At 37.2% G+C, this 17,696-nt stretch carries 16 protein-coding genes; 8 read left to right on the top strand and 8 right to left on the bottom strand.

The genetic code is table 11. From position 1 onward, the window contains the following. Positions 1-16: 16 nt before the first annotated feature. The 4 genes from AC3HD6_RS22050 (at position 17) to AC3HD6_RS22035 (ending at position 5,641) form a co-directional block, all read left to right on the top strand. Positions 17-400 (top strand): hypothetical protein, encoded by a 384-nt coding sequence (locus AC3HD6_RS22050; RefSeq protein ID WP_488898276.1) that lies wholly within the window; start codon positions 17-19, stop codon positions 398-400. Positions 401-504: 104 nt separating this feature from the next. Then, positions 505-1,617: a DUF4236 domain-containing protein gene (locus AC3HD6_RS22045; protein WP_488898275.1), complete on the top strand. Its 1,113-nt coding sequence runs from the start codon at positions 505-507 to the stop codon at positions 1,615-1,617. A gap of 168 nt (positions 1,618-1,785) precedes the next feature. Continuing rightward, on the top strand, positions 1,786-4,596 hold the full coding sequence (locus tag AC3HD6_RS22040) for a TonB-dependent receptor (RefSeq protein WP_488898274.1): 2,811 nt from the start codon (positions 1,786-1,788) through the stop codon (positions 4,594-4,596). Positions 4,597-4,651: 55 nt separating this feature from the next. Further along, the gene (locus AC3HD6_RS22035; RefSeq protein WP_488898322.1) at positions 4,652-5,641 is read left to right on the top strand and encodes a phytase; all 990 of its coding nucleotides are present in this window, start codon (positions 4,652-4,654) and stop codon (positions 5,639-5,641) included. A gap of 209 nt (positions 5,642-5,850) precedes the next feature. Here AC3HD6_RS22035 and AC3HD6_RS22030 read toward each other — a convergent pair whose 3' ends face one another. After that, positions 5,851-8,100 carry an ATP-binding cassette domain-containing protein gene (locus AC3HD6_RS22030; RefSeq protein ID WP_488898273.1) on the bottom strand — a complete coding sequence of 750 codons (2,250 nt, stop codon included), beginning with the start codon at positions 8,098-8,100 and terminating at the stop codon, positions 5,851-5,853. Positions 8,101-8,153: 53 nt separating this feature from the next. Between AC3HD6_RS22030 and AC3HD6_RS22025 the strand changes: the two genes are divergently transcribed. From AC3HD6_RS22025 to AC3HD6_RS22015, 3 genes are all read left to right on the top strand, one after another. Beyond that, positions 8,154-8,576, top strand: a complete 423-nt coding sequence (locus AC3HD6_RS22025; RefSeq protein WP_488898272.1) for a MarR family winged helix-turn-helix transcriptional regulator — start codon at positions 8,154-8,156, stop codon at positions 8,574-8,576. Positions 8,577-8,664: 88 nt separating this feature from the next. Then, positions 8,665-9,426, top strand: coding sequence for a hypothetical protein (locus tag AC3HD6_RS22020; RefSeq protein ID WP_488898271.1), 762 nt, complete (start codon positions 8,665-8,667; stop codon positions 9,424-9,426). 17 nt (positions 9,427-9,443) lie between these two features. After that, positions 9,444-9,722, top strand: coding sequence for a hypothetical protein (locus AC3HD6_RS22015; RefSeq protein ID WP_488898270.1), 279 nt, complete (start codon positions 9,444-9,446; stop codon positions 9,720-9,722). Positions 9,723-10,291: 569 nt separating this feature from the next. Here AC3HD6_RS22015 and AC3HD6_RS22010 read toward each other — a convergent pair. Next, the gene (locus tag AC3HD6_RS22010; RefSeq protein ID WP_488898269.1) at positions 10,292-11,014 is read right to left on the bottom strand and encodes a sterol desaturase family protein; all 723 of its coding nucleotides are present in this window, start codon (positions 11,012-11,014) and stop codon (positions 10,292-10,294) included. A 34-nt stretch (positions 11,015-11,048) separates the two neighbouring features. Here AC3HD6_RS22010 and AC3HD6_RS22005 point away from each other — a divergent pair, with 34 nt between their 5' ends. Beyond that, on the top strand, positions 11,049-11,195 hold the full coding sequence (locus tag AC3HD6_RS22005) for a hypothetical protein (protein ID WP_488898268.1): 147 nt from the start codon (positions 11,049-11,051) through the stop codon (positions 11,193-11,195). Here the strand turns inward: AC3HD6_RS22005 and AC3HD6_RS22000 are convergent. The 6 genes from AC3HD6_RS22000 to AC3HD6_RS21975 form a co-directional block, all read right to left on the bottom strand. Further along, complete coding sequence (locus AC3HD6_RS22000) at positions 11,170-11,439, bottom strand: hypothetical protein (protein ID WP_488898267.1); 270 nt, start codon at positions 11,437-11,439, stop codon at positions 11,170-11,172. The genes AC3HD6_RS22005 and AC3HD6_RS22000 overlap by 26 nt on opposite strands. A 33-nt stretch (positions 11,440-11,472) precedes the next feature. Beyond that, positions 11,473-12,819 (bottom strand): S41 family peptidase, encoded by a 1,347-nt coding sequence (locus AC3HD6_RS21995; RefSeq protein WP_488898266.1) that lies wholly within the window; start codon positions 12,817-12,819, stop codon positions 11,473-11,475. A 6-nt stretch (positions 12,820-12,825) separates the two neighbouring features. After that, positions 12,826-13,566, bottom strand: a complete 741-nt coding sequence (locus AC3HD6_RS21990) for a hypothetical protein (RefSeq protein ID WP_488898265.1) — start codon at positions 13,564-13,566, stop codon at positions 12,826-12,828. A 179-nt stretch (positions 13,567-13,745) separates the two neighbouring features. After that, the gene (locus AC3HD6_RS21985) at positions 13,746-14,672 is read right to left on the bottom strand and encodes a choice-of-anchor J domain-containing protein (RefSeq protein ID WP_488898264.1); all 927 of its coding nucleotides are present in this window, start codon (positions 14,670-14,672) and stop codon (positions 13,746-13,748) included. A 75-nt stretch (positions 14,673-14,747) separates the two neighbouring features. Continuing rightward, on the bottom strand, positions 14,748-16,046 hold the full coding sequence (locus AC3HD6_RS21980; RefSeq protein ID WP_488898263.1) for a hypothetical protein: 1,299 nt from the start codon (positions 16,044-16,046) through the stop codon (positions 14,748-14,750). Positions 16,047-16,374: 328 nt separating this feature from the next. Continuing rightward, positions 16,375-17,679 (bottom strand): hypothetical protein, encoded by a 1,305-nt coding sequence (locus AC3HD6_RS21975; RefSeq protein ID WP_488898262.1) that lies wholly within the window; start codon positions 17,677-17,679, stop codon positions 16,375-16,377. Between the last annotated feature and the right edge of the window lie 17 nt (positions 17,680-17,696).

Below are 17,696 nucleotides of genomic sequence, written 5' to 3'. Positions count from 1 at the left end.
CTCATAATAATACGTTATGAAATACATTATCCAACAGGTTTTCAGTACTATTTTAGAAAATCCTGTATTTGATTTATCACTAATTGAAAAATATTTCTCCAAAGATTACATCCAGTTTGTAGATCATCAGCAGCTCCATTACGAAGAGTTTATTCTGCATATAAAAAAGCTCAAAGAAAAAGTAACTGAACAGAAGATTGATATTATTAATTGGGCTGAAAATGGAAATATCATTTTCACTCATCATCTTGCAAAATCGGTATTAAAGGATGGAAGTGTTGTGCTGCATAAAGTATTGGCAGAATTTACCCTGGAAGAGAACAAGATCATCAAATGTGATGAATTAACTTTGCTATTGGAAGGGGATCTTTCATCCAGAAATCTAGGGTCTGAAGTTTAAAAAAATAAATTGAGGGCACAAGCCACTGTTTACGGTTTCCCGTAAATAAATGATAAGGTTGCTTGTTAATTTTGATCCACAAAGTAATCTATAAAACAATAATCATGGCTTGGAGCTACAGAAAAAGAATTAAAGTAATACCCGGAGTACATCTTAATTTTAGTAAAAGAGGAATTTCCACCACTATTGGTGTAAAAGGAGCGAGCATCAACTTTAGCAAATCAGGAACAACCGTCAATACTACTGTTCTTGGATTTTCTACCCGTCATAAGCTGGCTGGTTCAAGGCCTAATCCGGTTCCATCTTATCCTGGGTTTCCTGAAAACCAACCTTATCCTTTGGAAGAAAATATTTTCAGTGCCGATATCCACGAAATTACAAGTCAAAACATGCAGGGGATTAAGGAAGCTATTATTTTGGCTCAACAGCAAAAAAAAGATCTGACTTCTGACCTCAAGAAAATTACCAGAACTCTTTCTATAACAAAAGCTAAGAAAATTCTTAGTTATATATTTCTATATGGATTGATCAAAAAAGAAATTCCACAAAATTCTGATCAGGACATCAAAGCGCAGCAGGAAGCGATTAAGCAAACCAAAGAAATGATTGAAAAATGTTATGTAAATCTCGAAATTGATTTTGACAGCGAAATCAAAAGAAAATTTGAGAAAGTGTATGAATCCTTTTCAAAACTTATTACCTCGCATAAAATATGGGATATTACGAGTGCTCATTTTCAAGACAGAGTCGCAACGCGTTCTTCCGCCGGTACCATCGTAAGCAGGCGGCAGGTTAATTTTGCCTTAAGAGCCATTCCTTATATCAAATCAGATTATCAGGCATTATACATGAAAAATGCAAATGGAGCTGATCTTTACATTTATCCAACATTCATTGTGATGTATAATAATGAAAATAACTTTGCCATTATCGGAGTCCATGAACTAAATCTCCACCAAACCTATACTCGTTTTACAGAAACGGAAACTGTTCCCAGAGATTCTAAAATCATTGGCCAGACATGGGCTAAAGTCAATAAAAATGGAACTCGTGACAAAAGATTCAAAAGTAATTATCAAATCCCTGTGGTACGGTATGGAAATATTAGACTCTCTACTCAAACCGGGCTTCGGGAAGAGTATGAATTCAGTCATTATGAGTTCACAGAAGAATTTGGCAAAGCTTTCAGAGAATTCCAATTAGAATTTAGGCTATAAATACCTTTAAAAGCTGTTTTCATGAATATATGAAAACAGCTTTTTAATTCTCTTTATACTTTATAACGTTCTGTATTAACAAATCTTAAAACAACGTTAATTTTAACTTTAAGTAATTCCCCAAACAGACGTTTAATTTTGTTCCGATTTTAATCTAATTAAAAGAAAGTGAAGAAAATTTTTACATCTGTTTTGTTTTGTGCATCTCTATTTTTCTATGCACAAACCGGAACTCTTTCCGGAAATATTAATGACGACGCCAAAATAGCCCTGCCTGGAGCCAAAATCTCCTTAAACCCGGGAAATATCTATACAACTTCCGATGAACACGGAAATTTTGTTTTCCTGAATGTTCCACCGGGAAATTATACCATGAAAGTAGACTATCTTGGTTACGGAACCCATCAGTATAATGTGATGGTGGAATCTGAAAAAAATACCCGTCAGAATATTATTTTCGATAAAAAAGAAACCACTATTGGTGAAATTGTTGTTTCCGGAGCAACTTTGAAGAACCAGGCAAGAGCTCTGAACAAACAAAAGAACAATTCTAATATTACCAATGTGATTTCTGCTGACCAGATCGGCCGTTTTCCTGATGCGAATATCGGGGACGCCTTAAAACGTGTTCCGGGAATTACCATACAAAATGATCAGGGAGAAGCCAGAAATCTGATTATCAGAGGGCTCGCTCCTAATCTGAACTCAGTCACTTTAAATGGAGACCGTATTCCTTCTGCTGAAGGAGATAACCGTAATGTTCAGATGGACCTTATTCCTTCTGATATAATTTCCACAATTGAAGTTAATAAAACTTTAACTCCTGATATGGACGCCGATGCGATTGGCGGATCAGTGAATCTGATTACCAGAGCTTCTCCTAATGGCCAGAGAATTTCGGCAACATTAGCAGGAGGTTACAATCCGATTCGTGAGAAAGGAAATTATACGGCCGGATTTGTGTATGGAAATCGTTTTTTAAACAAAAAATTAGGTGCCGTATTCAGTTTTTCCTATAACAACAATAATTTTGGTTCAGATAATATAGAACCTGTATGGAGCCAGGCTAATGACAAAGCCCAAACTGCTTATATCAGTAAAATGGGAGTACGTTCCTATAATGAACACCGCATCAGACATAGTTTTGACCTGAATATGGATTATGAATTCAATTCTAAAAACAAGATCTATGCTTCTGCCATGTACAATTTCAGAAATGATAAGGAAAACAGATTTGCATTAGGATATAAAATAAAACCGGTTTACAATGCTGATGAGTCTGAAATTATAGATTGGAAAGGCAGCATCACAAGACAGAATAAAGGTGGTGATGCTGCTAATGACAATACCCGACTTGAGAAACAAAAAGTTCAGAATTACGCCTTAAGAGGAGAACATTTATTAGGTTCTAAGGTAGATCTGGATTGGTCTATGAATTATGCTATAGCCAGTGAAGACAAGCCCCATCAACGCTATATTGAATTTGAGAACAGCAAAATGAACTTTTCGCCGGACCTTAGCGATCCAAGAAAACCCATGTTCAATCTTCTTGCTGCTGATAATTTGGGAAGCTATAAATTGAGTGACCTTTCAGATGCCAACAGCTTCACTCAGGAAAAGGAATTTGGTGCTAAAGTGAATGTTCGTTTCCCATTTTCTGTCATTGACGATCAAAAAGGAAGGCTTCGTACCGGTTTCCGTATGCGTCTAAAGGAAAAAGAAAGGGAGAATGACTTCTATGCCTTCACTCCTGTCAGCAGTATGGGAAGCTTGCTTTCTGTACCCACCGTATATCTGGATGGAGCCAACTTCCAGCCTGGTAATTATGTTCCGGGATCATTTGTAGACCCAGTGTATTTAGGTGGATTAGACTTATTTAACCCTACTTTATTTAGCGGTAAATCAAAGCCTTCAAAATTCTTATCCAACAACTATAGTGCAAAAGAACAGATCTATGCAGGATATATCCGTTGGGATCAGGATTTCAATGATAAACTCTCTATGATTGTAGGAGCCCGTGTAGAAACAACCCAGATTGATTATACCGGAAATTATGTCATGAATGAAAAAGATTTGGTTGGAAAAATCAATAATACGAATACGTATACCAATGTGCTTCCTAGCTTATCTTTCAAGTATGTTCCTGTTCAGGACCTTGTTCTTCGTGCCGCATTTACCACTGCCCTTGCCCGACCTAACTATTATTCGCTAGTTCCTTATCTGAACGTTATTTCAGAAGATGAGATCGTTTCAGCAGGAAATCCTAACCTGAAAGCAACCTATGCTTACAATTTCGATTTCATGGCAGAGAAGTACTTTAAGTCAGTCGGAATTCTTTCCGGAGGTATTTTTTACAAAAACCTGAAAGACTTTATTTATACTTTTTCCCGAAGAAATTATACCACAAATGATTTCGCCAACGACTTTGCAGGACAATCCAACCCTATTCCTGCAGGCGAAAGCAATTGGAAATTTACCCAGCAGCGCAATGGGGATAATGTAAGCATCTACGGTTTTGAAGTAGCTTTACAGAGACAGTTGGACTTTATACCGGGAGCATTCTGGAAAGGTCTGGGAGTTTATGTGAACTATACTTATACCCACTCCAAAGCAAAAGGAATTACCAATGATGAAGGGACTGAAAGAACAGATGTAGGATTCCCAGGAGCCGCTCCTCATATGTTCAACGGATCGCTTTCATGGGAAAACAAACGTTTTTCCGCAAGAGTTTCTATGAATTATGCGTCTCATTATATTGATGAATTAGGTGGAAAATCCTTTGACGACCGTTATTATGATAAACAGTTTTTCCTGGATGCCAATGCTTCCTATAAAGTGACCAAACAACTAAGAGTTTTTGCAGAAGCCAATAATCTTACGAATCAGCCGTTAAGATATTATCAGGGTATTCCCAACAGAACTGCACAAGCAGAATACTACAGACCTAGATTTACCCTGGGCGTGAAATTCGATTTTTAAAAACATGAAGAAGATAACATATTATATCGCAGCCCTTGCCGTTTTTCCTTTTGTAATGAGCTGCAAAGGACAGAATCAATCCGTAGACAAATTAAAGCCAACCGTTATTACGGAAACCGTAGTTCATGATACTGATGACCCAGCCATATGGATCAATCCCAAAGATGCTTCAAAGAGCATTATTATTGGTACAGATAAAGATACCGATGGCGGCTTGTATGCCTTTGATCTTAATGGTAAAATAACCCACAAAGTTTCAGGGCTTAAACGACCTAATAATGTGGACATTGAATATGGTTTTGTTTTAAATGGACAAAAAACAGATATCGCAGCCGTTACAGAACGTGAAACCAATAAGGTAAAGCTGTATTCACTTCCTGAATTGAAAGAGATTGGTGAGATTTCTGTTTTTGATGGTGAAACAGAACGTGGTCCAATGGGAATATCTATGTATAAAAGCCCTCAAACCGGAGATGTTTTTGTGATTGTCGGAAGAAAATCAGGGCCGAAGGACGGTTATCTGTGGCAATATAAGCTTTCAGAAAAAGATGGAAAGATCACAGGAGATGTGGTCCGTAAGTTTGGAAAATACAGCGGCTTGAAGGAAATCGAAAGCATCGCAGTAGATGATGAATTGGGATATATCTATTATTCTGATGAGCAGTTTGGAGTTCACCAATATGATGCAGATCCGGCCAAAGGAAATGAGGAGCTTCTTGTTTTCGGGCAGGGCGACTTTACATCTGATGTGGAAGGAATCTCCATTTATCCTACCTCCAAAGGAAAGGGATATATTTTGATTTCCGATCAGCAGAATGACTCCTTCAATGTCTATCTGAGGGAAAATCCTGCAAAGGGAAGAATTGCCGCGATTCCTGTTTCTACCCTTGAAAGTGATGGTTCAGAAGTTACGAATGTTAATTTAGGACCAAAATTTCCCAAAGGTGTATTTGTTGCGATGAGTAACGGAAGAGTCTTTCATATGTATGATTGGAGACTTATTGAGAAGAGAATTCAAGCTGCTATACAAGCATCGAAAAAGTAGTTTTCAGCACTCATATTTTCACCAATAGCATCATATTTATGGAAATAATTTATAGTTAAATTTGTGTTTAAATAAAACCACCAAACCATTAGGATTAATAAAGGCTTATCAAGCTTTAAGAGAAGCTTTACTTAAATATGCATTTTGCTTACAATCTAAAGATTTTTTCTTAATTTTCTTATCTCCTTTATTTATCTTAATGGTTTATTTTATTCAAGATGTATCCTCAGAAATTCAGCAGTAACGGATGTATTGTTTTCCAATAATTCAGCAGGAGTTCCTTCAAACAAAACTTTTCCACCGAATTTTCCGGCTCCGGGTCCGATATCAATGATCCAGTCAGCCTGGGTAATAATGTCCAGATTGTGCTCAATAACAATTAAAGTATTATGCTGGTCTACAAGATCATTAAAAAATGACAGCAGTTTTTGAGTGTCACTTGGATGCAATCCTGTGCTTGGCTCATCCAGCACAATGATCTGATTTGTATTCTTCAGTTCCCGGATCAGTTTCAAACGCTGCCTTTCACCACCTGAAAAACTGTCCAGTCTTTGCCCAAGCATCAGATAATCCAGCCCCAGCTTTATCAGCAGATCAAAGTTTCTGATCATATTTTGATCTGTAAAAAATTCCCGAGCTTCCAAAACAGTCATATTCATCACTTCTACAATCGTTTTCTGATGATATTGATATTGCTGAACTTCCGGATCAAATCCTGAGCCGCCACATACTTCACAAGGCTGTTCAATATCATCCATAAAAGCCAAATCTATCTTTTCTACTCCTAATCCCTTACAGTTTTTACAGGCTCCTTCACTATTCCGGCTAAACAGTTTTTCGGAAACATGATTGGATTCTGCAAACAGTTTTCGTACTGTATCGGAGATATTCAGATAGGTCAGGAGATTGGATCGTGCACTTGCTGTAAATAAAGATTGATCTATCACTGTTAAATCAGGATAAAATGAGGGTAAAACGTGGTTAATCAAAGTACTTTTCCCAGAACCTGCCACACCGGTAACAACCGTCATAATTCCAGTTGGGATATTGACACTGACATCTTTAAGGTTGTGAAGGCTGGCATTCCTTATCTCAAGATATCCATCAGATTTTCTGAACTGTTTTTTGATAACAGGTTTTCCTTTAAAATAAGATCCTGTTTTTCCTGTAGATTTCTTTAATCCTTTGAAATCGCCTTCATAGATCACTTCTCCACCTTTTTTTCCGGAACCTGGTCCCATATCGATAACCCAGTCAGCCATTTTAATAATATCCGGATCATGCTCTACCACCAAAACGGAGTTCCCTTTATCCTTAATCTGCTGAATAATAATATTAATATTTTGAAGATCTTTTGGGTGAAGTCCAATACTGGGTTCATCAAAGATATACAGTAAATCTACGAGACTGTTTCCCAGGTTTCTTACCATTTTTATCCGCTGAGATTCGCCTCCTGAAAGAGAATTTGTGCTCCGGTCCAATGTGAGATACTGCAGTCCTATATTCATGATATTCTGAAGTTTTCCGGAAAGTTCTTTAATAATCACTTCATAAGCTTCAGATTTCAGGCTGTGGATGAACTCCAGCAGCTCATCGATAGAAAGAGCAGTGCAGTCTGTGATATTTTTTCCTTTGATCTTACAACTCAGAATCTTTTCATTCAGCCGCTTTCCATGACATGACGGACAGGCTTTTGTGATGACTACATTATTTAAAGCATCTTTTCGGGTAATATTCTCTTTGGAGTCTTTTTTTAGAAATGTCTTTTCAATCCTCGGAATAATTCCTTCATATTTCACAGTTTTACCCCAACTTTTATCAGGGTGTTTCGGTTTGTGTTCAGGTTCATATAGCAGGATACTCCATTCTTTAGCCGTAAAATCCTTCAGCCTTTTATCATTATCAAAATAACCTGATTCCGTATATCTTGTTAAACGCCATCCGCCCGGTTGAAAAGTTGGAAATTGAATAGCTCCTTCATTTAAAGATTTTGTCTGATCAATCAGGGTATCAACATTTACCGTCTGTACAATACCCAGTCCTTCACATTCCGGACACATGCCCTGTGGATTATTAAACGAAAATACGTTGGAATATCCTACAAAAGGTTGCCCCATTCTTGAAAACAACAGTCTCAGAGAAGCATAAACATCAGCTGCCGTGCCCACAGTAGAGCGTGCATTTCCTCCCAGCCTCTTCTGATTGATAATAATAGGAACATTCAGGTTTTCTATTTTGTCTACATCCGGAATACCGTAATGTTGTAAACGGTTTCTGATAAAGCTGTTCTGCGTTTCATTTATCTGACGCTGCGCCTCAGCTCCTATGGTCTCAAATACCAGCGATGATTTGCCGGATCCCGATACTCCCGTAAAAACTACAATCTTATATTTTGGGATTTTTATGGAAATATTTTTAAGATTATTCTGCCTTGCATTAGTAATTTCTATGTTTTCCATTTTAAAATCATTAACTTTGTTAATAGTTAACTAAGTTAATCAAAATTCATTCCATGAAACCAGTTGAAAAAAAATTTTTTGATACGTTTACCGATTTCCAGTGTCTTATTCTCGCTCATATGAACAGAGGAGATATTAACGGAATAACGGCTTCACACTATAATATAATTGAATTTATTCTTCGTAAAAAAGGATCAACAGGGAAAGAGATTGCTTCTGCCTTTAAAATTACTCCTGCAGCAGTTTCAAAGCAATTGAAAACGCTCATTAGCAATGATTTTATTACTCAGAATCAAGATAAAACAGACCGGAGAAAGTTTAATCTGTCAGCCACTGAAAAAGGCAGATTTGTAGTTGAAAATTCTGAAACATTCCGGAAAACAATGACACAGCAGACCGCTTCTATACTTACTTCATCTGAACTTGAGCATTTTAATTACTTACTGGACAAGATTTTGAGTGAAATCAAGCTTTGAACCATATAATTCCTTATAATTAATTGTATTTTTGGAAAGCACTAAACGTGGTAACACTATAATCATTTAAAAAATTAATTTCGACTCCATGAGCGAACTGATCAAACTTTTCCCGACCTATGAAGATGTATTCTATGATGACCTGGAAAATCACAAGAAATATTTCCTCCCAATTTGTTCCTTTAATCTTCAACTGCTTGATCCTTCTAAAAATGAATGGCTTCATATTGTTTCTGTAAAGGAAATTTATGATGGCTGTGTAGGAGAAACGCGCCCTGAATATCATACCCAATTTACCAAAGAGGATATGCTGGGTTTTGATATTATTGAGGGTAAATATAAATTTGATGCTGATTGGAATTACTTCCAGACTTCCACAGAAATTACTCCTGAACAATACCATCAGAAATTTTCCGAGCTGGAAATTGAATATAATATGAATGAAGCTATGTACCAGCTGAAAAAAGCCTACTTCAACAAGCATGGAAAACTATACGACAAATACTCTTACAGACCGGGTCTTACCATTGAAGATATCCGCAGACTGGAAAGGTTACGTCAGTTAACCGTTGAAGATCTCGAAAAGGATGAAGATTCAGATTATATGGTGGAAAGAGCAGAGCAAAAGGTATATGGCATCTTTGAAGAACTTAATATTGAGAAAAATAGTCTAGAAGACTCTAATTTTGGTGGGGAAAATCTTATGAATAAACCGACTCTGAATAATCAACTATTAGATTACATCGCCTGTATAGAAGGATATGATTTTCAACAAAATGCTGCCGATCAGATCTTTTTATTCCATGATGATTCCATTAAAAAGGCCGTGATCTGCTTTGAGTACACCTAAAATTTTACTTATTAAAAATGTCAAAAAAATATACTGAATGTTCTTTGCACGGAAAGCAGGAAATAGGTTTGTTGTGTACCCATCTCGCTCATAGTCTTTTGGATAGAATTCCTGTTGGTTTTCATGAATTTGATGATGCAGACCTTGGCCGCCCTGACGCCTGGTGTGATCAATGTGAAAAAACTGAGAAACAGATTGAAACAGATCAGGACCAGGAAGACTGGTTTACAAGCTGTGACTATAAAATCCTCTGTGTGGCATGCTGGGATGAAGCCAAAGAGCTGAATGGGAATTAGGATGGAAGCAGGAAGCCAGAAGTTGGAAGTTATTACTCTCTATCTACTTCTGATCATCTTTTTATAAATATTCTCTATTTTTTTAAACGCAAAAGGTGCAAAGGAGAGGAAAAATAATGATTCTGATAAAGTTCGCAGGGGCGTTTCACTCAGCAAGGAAAGTATCTTGTGAGTATTTCTCGCTGCATAGTTTTTGAGCAAGATAAAACTATTAATTCGTGTATTAGTGGCGATTAAAAAGCCTTTGGAGAATCTCTGTAATCTATAATATTTTTTAGTTGGGAACGCGAGGACGCAAAGAAATATAATACAAACTGTTGTTAAGGCGCTAGAGAATCAGAGATCCTCAGCAAGAAAAACAGCTCCACGTATTTTCCCTCTACATTCTATGGACCTATGTGGTTTAAAAAGTTTAATTTTTACAACATGAAAACATAGTTTTTATAATTATTCATTATTTTATTCGTGTATTAGTGGCGATCAAAAAGCCTTTGGAGAATCTCTGTAATCAGTAAAATCTGCGAGAAAATTTATCACATCCCATTTATACAATAAAATGACCTACTCTCCTATTTATATGTTCGAAACAATCTATCCCAGATAGAAGTATAAAATCCAAAATTTTTAGTTTCATCCAAATGGTGCTGATTATGAAATCTGGTAGTTCCCACAAAAAAACGGTCAAAACTGGCTGGAAAAAACTCCCGATTCAGATGCCCTATTGTCCCCCATACAAGATTGATGAATAGGTAAATGAAAACGGAAATCACAGAAAAATCATAACAGAGTAATAATACCAGCATCATCAGTCCAAATCCTATGGTTTCAAAGGGATGAAGAACGAAAAGACTTAGATAGTTGGTACTTACATGCTCATGGTGCTTTCCATGAACTATTTTATATACAAAAGGTAAATGGGCAGTATAGTGAAAGAAATACATAAAAAGATCCATTAAAAGCAGTAATGCTAAAACTTCAGCAAAAACAATCCATCCTAATGAGTTATTTGCCAGCACAATCCATCCATTTTTCCATAAAAAAGCACCTATCAGCATCACAAGGCTATTACAGACAACGGTAAAAAGACTGAGATAAAAATCGGATGCTGAAATAGGATGATCTTTCTCTTGCAATGGGGTTTTATGGCAGGTTTTATCAATAAAAAGATACAGCCCAATGGAAAATAAATATAAAAATACATTACTCACGAGACTAAACACTATCCATTGTGGCCAGGAAAACTGCCAGAACATATTCAAATAACCGGAAAGTACAGTCTCATTAAAATTCATAAACCCCCATCTTTCAACTTGATGCTATAAATGTATGAATTTTGGATTAAAATATGGAAAGAACACTCATGTAAACATCAGTCCGGAAGCCATTGAACTCTCTTTAGTCCAAAAAGCAATTCTATTCTTCAATATCTTTAAGTATAAAAAAGAAACTACTTCTGCCTCGTTTTTCTCTTAACTTCCCGGAGCCTCACGGTTAGCTTTTTTCTTAGATCGTTATGATAAGCTCTGTATTTTTTGATACTCTCTTCAAGATTTTTTTTATTTATCAGGTATTCTTCATACAAATTTGCTAATTCTGAAATCTGGGTAATGACATCTGATGAAGGGGCTTCGGAATCATCTGCTGCCTCTATCAGTAAACGGTAATATTCAATACGACTGGTAAGGCTGGTGTGGAGTTTTGGTTCTATTCCCTGCATGGTTTTAATTTTCTTTTTAAGGTTAATGTATATTTATAAATTCTTGCCAGCCGCTATAGGAGGGACATCGCTCTGATATAAAATCTTAACCTCTTCAGCAGATTTATTTTGATTGACAGATTTAAAATAAGATCCATTCAAAACAGAAGAAATTAATGTTTCATCGGGATGACCTAAAGGTAATAACGGCAATACAGTATATTCATTAACTGACCTCTGTGGTGAAATTCCGTTGCTGTATTCTCCGGATCCATTGGCATTAAATACTTTATAAATTACCGGATGCAGCTGCCATCGTATTTTTTGAGGCTTACGTTTGTCTTCCACAGTGAAGCCCGCCATATCTTTTCCTAACGTTACATCCCCAACCTGAATTACCTGCAAATAAGGTTTCAGATTATTAATAACAATTTCTGCAGCTGAAGCTGTACTGTTTGAAGTCAGGATATAAACTTTATTCAAGTTTAAGGCATTGGCACGTAAACTATTAAAATCAAGCGCTTTCGGATCGTAAGCGATCTGTTGGGAGAATGTTCTTTTGACTTCACCACCGTTTTTATTTCCTTTAAAAATAATGAAGGGAGAAGAGGAAGATATTCCCGAAGGAATCAGCGAGCAAAGAGCAGCCGCAGCAGAGACTGACCCTCCGTAGTTGTATCGAAGATCGAGAATCAGTTCCTGAACCCCGGCAGCTTTAAACGCTGCAAATTTCTGGCTAAGTTTTGGTGTCATCCCGTCCGGAAAATCGTAGATATACAGATAGCCAGCTTTTTTACCATTTTTTTCAAATATTTTAGACAGTAACGGCTGTTCAAAAGATAATCCATAATATACTTTGATCTCCTTTTCATCAGCAACAGCACCATTGTTCCAGCTTCCTACGGTAAGGTCCAGAACTGTGAGATCTTTCATGGTTGAAGTGATGGACTCAGCATTGCTTGCAGTTACTGCTTTTCCATTAATTTTAGTAATAATCATTCCCCGTTCAAGTCCGGCATTGAATGCCGGTGAATCATTAAGGACCAATTTAATCACTGTTATCACTTCTCCATTGGCCCGCTGAAGAACTGTATAATCGAAGCCGTACATATTCCGGATCGAGCGTGGATAACTGGAAGGATCTTCTGTATTGACAATAAAAGAAAAACGATCTTGCGGAGCCAACAGGCTTTTGAAAAAATCTTTTACCGGAAGACGATAATCCGGCTTGGCAGGTATCTGATCTGCCCAATAATAATACCGCTTCAGGCTGTCCTGGATCCAAAGATTAACAGACTCTGTACTTCCATCAGGAAAAACAGGAGGGTTTTCATCATGATCCGTACAGGATATCAAAGTGATGATAAGCGCTATGAATTGAAGGTTAAAAAAGTTTTTCATCTCCGGTTATAAATATTCTACCACATCTACATCTCCTTTTACCATCCATACTCCGTTCTCCAGCTTTTCCTGCAGGATGATCATATTAGCACCCATATCCTGCTTTATTTTCACTTTAACCACCGTTGATCCGGCATAAGGTTCTGTAGTTCCCGGTTTGTATAATTCAAGGTATATGGGTGCAGCGATACCGAAAGAATTATATATCTTCACGGGAGTAAAACTGCTTTTTCCAATATTGTCAAATTCTGCTAACACAACGCCGTTTTCTCTTTTTAAAACTCCTTTGACATTTTCAAGCGATGATCCCGAAAATTCACCCAGATTCGGAAAGATAAATTCAAATCCTACCTTTCCAAGGTTGACTTGTGGTTTTATTACTTCAGTCTGCAGGAAGATTCCCGGAAGATTGAAGAAATCTAATTTTTTATACTCCTCTACATTATCATACGTAATATTATATTGCATAACTTCCTTACCTGTTTCATGATTATATATTGCCAGCTTGTTGGTCTCTCCCTGATCCAATACAAACTGAAGTGTCGTTTCTATTTTATTGGTGTAGAAGTTTTTTCCGTCAATAGATACGGGTTCTCCATTGAATCTCAACTGAAGTACATCCGGTTTAGAGTATCCTTTGATTGCTACTTCTCCTGGTTTTTGGGCAAGATCATATTTTTCCATCACCGTATCGTCTGTACAGGAAAACAATATGAACAATAATAGTAGTGCAAAGATTTTATTCATCTTTTATCTTATTTTTAACTTAAAAAATATTGCCCTGCTCATTGTGCAGGGCAATACACAATTATAAAAAAACTAGTTGGATATGTTCTGGACAGCTGTTTCTTATCAAAACAACCATCCATTATTGTATATTAAAATTTCATGTTATATTTCATGGTTAGCTGTAAACTGCAGAATGTTTATTTTTTAATAAAATTCAAACGTTCTTTAGTCTTTCCATCAGTTACTTCTGCTATATATACTCCTGTTGATAAACCTGCTACATTGATAAATCTTGAGTACGGAGAGGTAAGAACCTGCTGTCCTGCTGCGTTATAAAGATGAACTGTTGTGCTGTTTTCTTTCAATGCAGGATTAAGCTGCAGCTGTAAGTATTCTTTTACTGGATTTTCTACAGTCTTCGTAAGATTTTCTTTCTTTTTTACATCTTTTGTGTTTAAGGTTGTAGATGTAGAATAAATAGCCATTTCATCAATATTGATATTCATGATATTATTTCCTGTGGCATTTCTGTTGGCCCACATTCCTATATAAATTTTCTTTCCTGCAAAAGCTGAAAGATCTACAAGACTTTCCCCAAATTCAGTGAGATTTGCCGGAAAAGGGTTAGTTGAAGCACCTACCTGTATTTTATACGGACTTTGAATGTAATTTCCTGATCCGTCTACTGTCATCGCCTGAAAATCTGCTAAAACAGGAACTTGTTTTTGAGGAGTACTTACATAGATATAAAGATCCCGGCTCACAATAGTGTGGGAAGCTCTCTGTCTTCCAATATAAGAAGCAAGAGTAATTGTTCCTGAAGCGTTTGTAAGGTCGATCTGAGGAGAAATAATCCAGTCATCTTCAGTTCCAAAATCTGTAACATTTCCAGTAGGAACCTTATTAGTTGAATGTCTTAGAACCCCGGCACTTCCATAAGTTAAAGAAGTTCCATTGTGATAAATATTAGGTCCCTGAATCCACCCGTTGCTGTTGCCATTCAGATCATGGAAGGTCCATCCCTGAAGATCGGCAGGAGTATCAAAAGTATTTCCCCAAACCAAAGTTTGTGCTGCAGTCAGCTGAGATAACAAAAGAACAGATGATAAAATTATTTTTTTCATGATACTGATTATTAAGATTTTTTAGAAAAAGAAAGCAAGGAGCAAGCCTAGGCCGTTCCTTGCTTTATAGTTTTTTTAGTTTACAATGGCAAAATTGTATTTTGTCCAAGTTCCCTGGAAGTTTCCACAGTTTCTTGGAGATACATTCCAGCTGCCTTCGTTAAAGAACGGCTGGTTCATCCCCCATAATGCCGCTGTACTTCCTGTAAGAAGGTTAGTCGTTGGAATCCCTGCTGTACCAGCTCCCATAACAGAAGTTGTAAAGCCATGAACCTGAATAGAAGCAAAATTAGAAGCTGAAGAAAGCTCAGATCCTGCACCTTCTACTCTGATCCCGGTAGGATATCCTGTTACTACAGCATTATTTAAAGTTAATTTACCATATCTTCTGATGTGGATACCGTTTTCGTAAGCTGCACCTTGTCCTGCAGCCCCGAATTTAGGACCTACGATAGTAAGATTGTTGATAACAGGGTTTGTAATCAATGAAGTAGCAGTACCTGTTGCATTGTTATCAAGTTCAATACCGTTAGAATCAGGACTTCCTCCGCTTACTGTGTGTGCTGAATTGTAATCAGCAAGAGAAAGAGCACATGTAATAGTTCCTGTATATCCATTATCAAAGTCAAAATTATCATCTTCTGCAGCAAAAGAAATCAAGTTAGAAGCATTTACTGTTCCTCCGAAAAACTCAAAAGAATCATCCTGACCGTAAGATACCTGGATATGATCTAAAGTAGTACCATTTCCAACACCTCCTAGTGATAAAGCATTTACTTCGTTACCAGAATTAGCACCTACAAAATCATAACCAGCAAATTCGATACGTACATACTTTAATGTTCCTGCATTATGAGAAGGGTTAGTTCCTCCGAAATAATAATCACTACCGGTTAATCCTTCAATAGTCGTTGTAAAAGGTACGTTGGTAGGTGCATCTCCTAAAAGGATCACTCCTCCAAAATCTCCTGGAGTTGCTGTAGTATCTTCATCTCCGTCTAAAAGTCTGTAACTTGTAAAAACAATAGGCTGAGATTCTGTTCCTGTAGCATTGATTTTACCTGTTTTAGTAATAACCAGGATTCCTGAACCTTCTCCTATTGCATTAGGTTTTGCTTTGATGAATGTTCCAGGCTGGATCGTAAGTGTTGCTCCGTCTTTAACAGCTACAGTACCATCAATTTCTATCACACCGCTCCATGTTGTATTGGAAGTGATAGGCCCGCTCACTTTAGTTACAGGAAGTGAAGAAGCTGTAAGATATTCAGCGGAAGTAGGTTTCATTTCAAAAGGAGTTGAAGAATCTGCTAAATGATCGTTCTGACAAGCTGTAAGAGATAATGCAGCAGCTGCAATTAGAGTTAATCTTTTCATTGTTATAATTTTTGATAGATCCGGTTATTTATTTTTATGACCGGAAGTTTTTAATATTCAGAAATATCCGCCTCTATATTTCTGCGATTTGGTTATTGTTTTCATCCTACAGACCAGGAGGAGCTGAGCTGTCTGAGTTCCCTATAGATCCGCTATTTTCCGGGAAAAGATGATAGCGTCCGGGGTTTGAATGATTGGATACTGCTGTGCGCATCATCAGTATTATTCCGTATCATTTTCAGGATCCCGAAAACCTGTACCTTTCTGTCTAGAGCTCATTTATTTTTACAAAAGCTGGAAACAATCTATAAGATCCACGCTCTATTACTTATTCCACGATAGAAAAATCATATTTATTCCAATTCCCCTGAAAGTTTCCACAATTTCGCGGAGCTACATTCCAGCTGCCTTCATTGAAGAAAGGCTGGTTCATTCCCCATAATGCCGCTATACTTCCTGAAAGAAGATTAGTTGTTGGGATTCCTGCTGTGCCGGAACCTGTAACAGAAGTACTGAACCCATGTACAAGGATTGAATTCAGGCTAGAAGTCGCGGAAAGCTGTGAACCTGTCCCTTCTACCCTGATTCCTGTAGGATATCCTGTTACAACAGCATTGTTTAATGTTAGCCTTCCATTTCTTCTGATATGAATTCCGTTTTCATAAACAAGTCCCTGTCCTGCTGCACCATTTCTTGCCCCAATGATAGTAATGTTGTTGATGGTAGGATTTGTAATCAAGGAAGTGGCTGTACCTGTGGAATTGTTATCTAATTCGATACCGTTAGAATCAGAACTTCCGCCGCTTGTGGCATGATAGGAGCGATAATCTCCTAAAGAAAGAGCACATGTAATATTTCCTGTATATCCGTTATCAAAATCGAAATTATCATCTTCAGGAGCAAAAGAAACCAAATTGGTAGCGTTTACTGTACCTCCGAAAAATTCGAAAGAATCATCCAGACTGTAAGACACCTGAATATGATCTAAGGTAGTTCCATTGCCAACGCCTCCTAATGTCAGACCATTCACTTCATTACCAGAATTGGCTCCGGTAAAGTCATATCCTGCAAACTCGATGCGTACATATTTCATAATTCCGGCATTATGAGATGGATTAGTTCCACCGAAATAATAATCACCACTTAAACCTAATCCTTCAATAGAAGTTGTGCTGGGTACATTCGTAGGTGCATCTCCTAAAAGAATCACTCCTCCAAAATCACCTGGAGCGGCGGTTGTATCTTCATTTCCATCCAGAAGATTATAACTTGTAAACACAATCGGCTGAGAATCTGTTCCTGCAGCATTGATCTTTCCTGTCTTGGTGATTACAAGAACTCCTTTAGCAGCGGCCCAATCATAATTCGGTTTTGCTTTGATGAATGTTCCTGGAAGGATCGTTAATGTAGCCCCGTTTTTAACCCGTATCACTCCATTCATTTCAATTACACCACTCCAGGTTGTATTGGAAGTAATATCTCCACTTACAGGAGTTACAGGAAATTCAGAAACGGTAAGATATTCTGCGGAAGTAGACTTCATTTCGAAAGGAGCAGAAGAATCAGCTAAGTCATCTTTTTGACACGCTATAAGGGAGCTTGCTGTTATTCCAATTAATAGTAATTTTTTCATTGTTTAATAAGTTTATT

Source organism: Chryseobacterium sp. II3a (assembly GCF_057815135.1).
The sequence above is the reverse complement of the archived record's forward strand: the minus strand, read 5'-3'. Positions and strand labels throughout refer to the sequence as shown.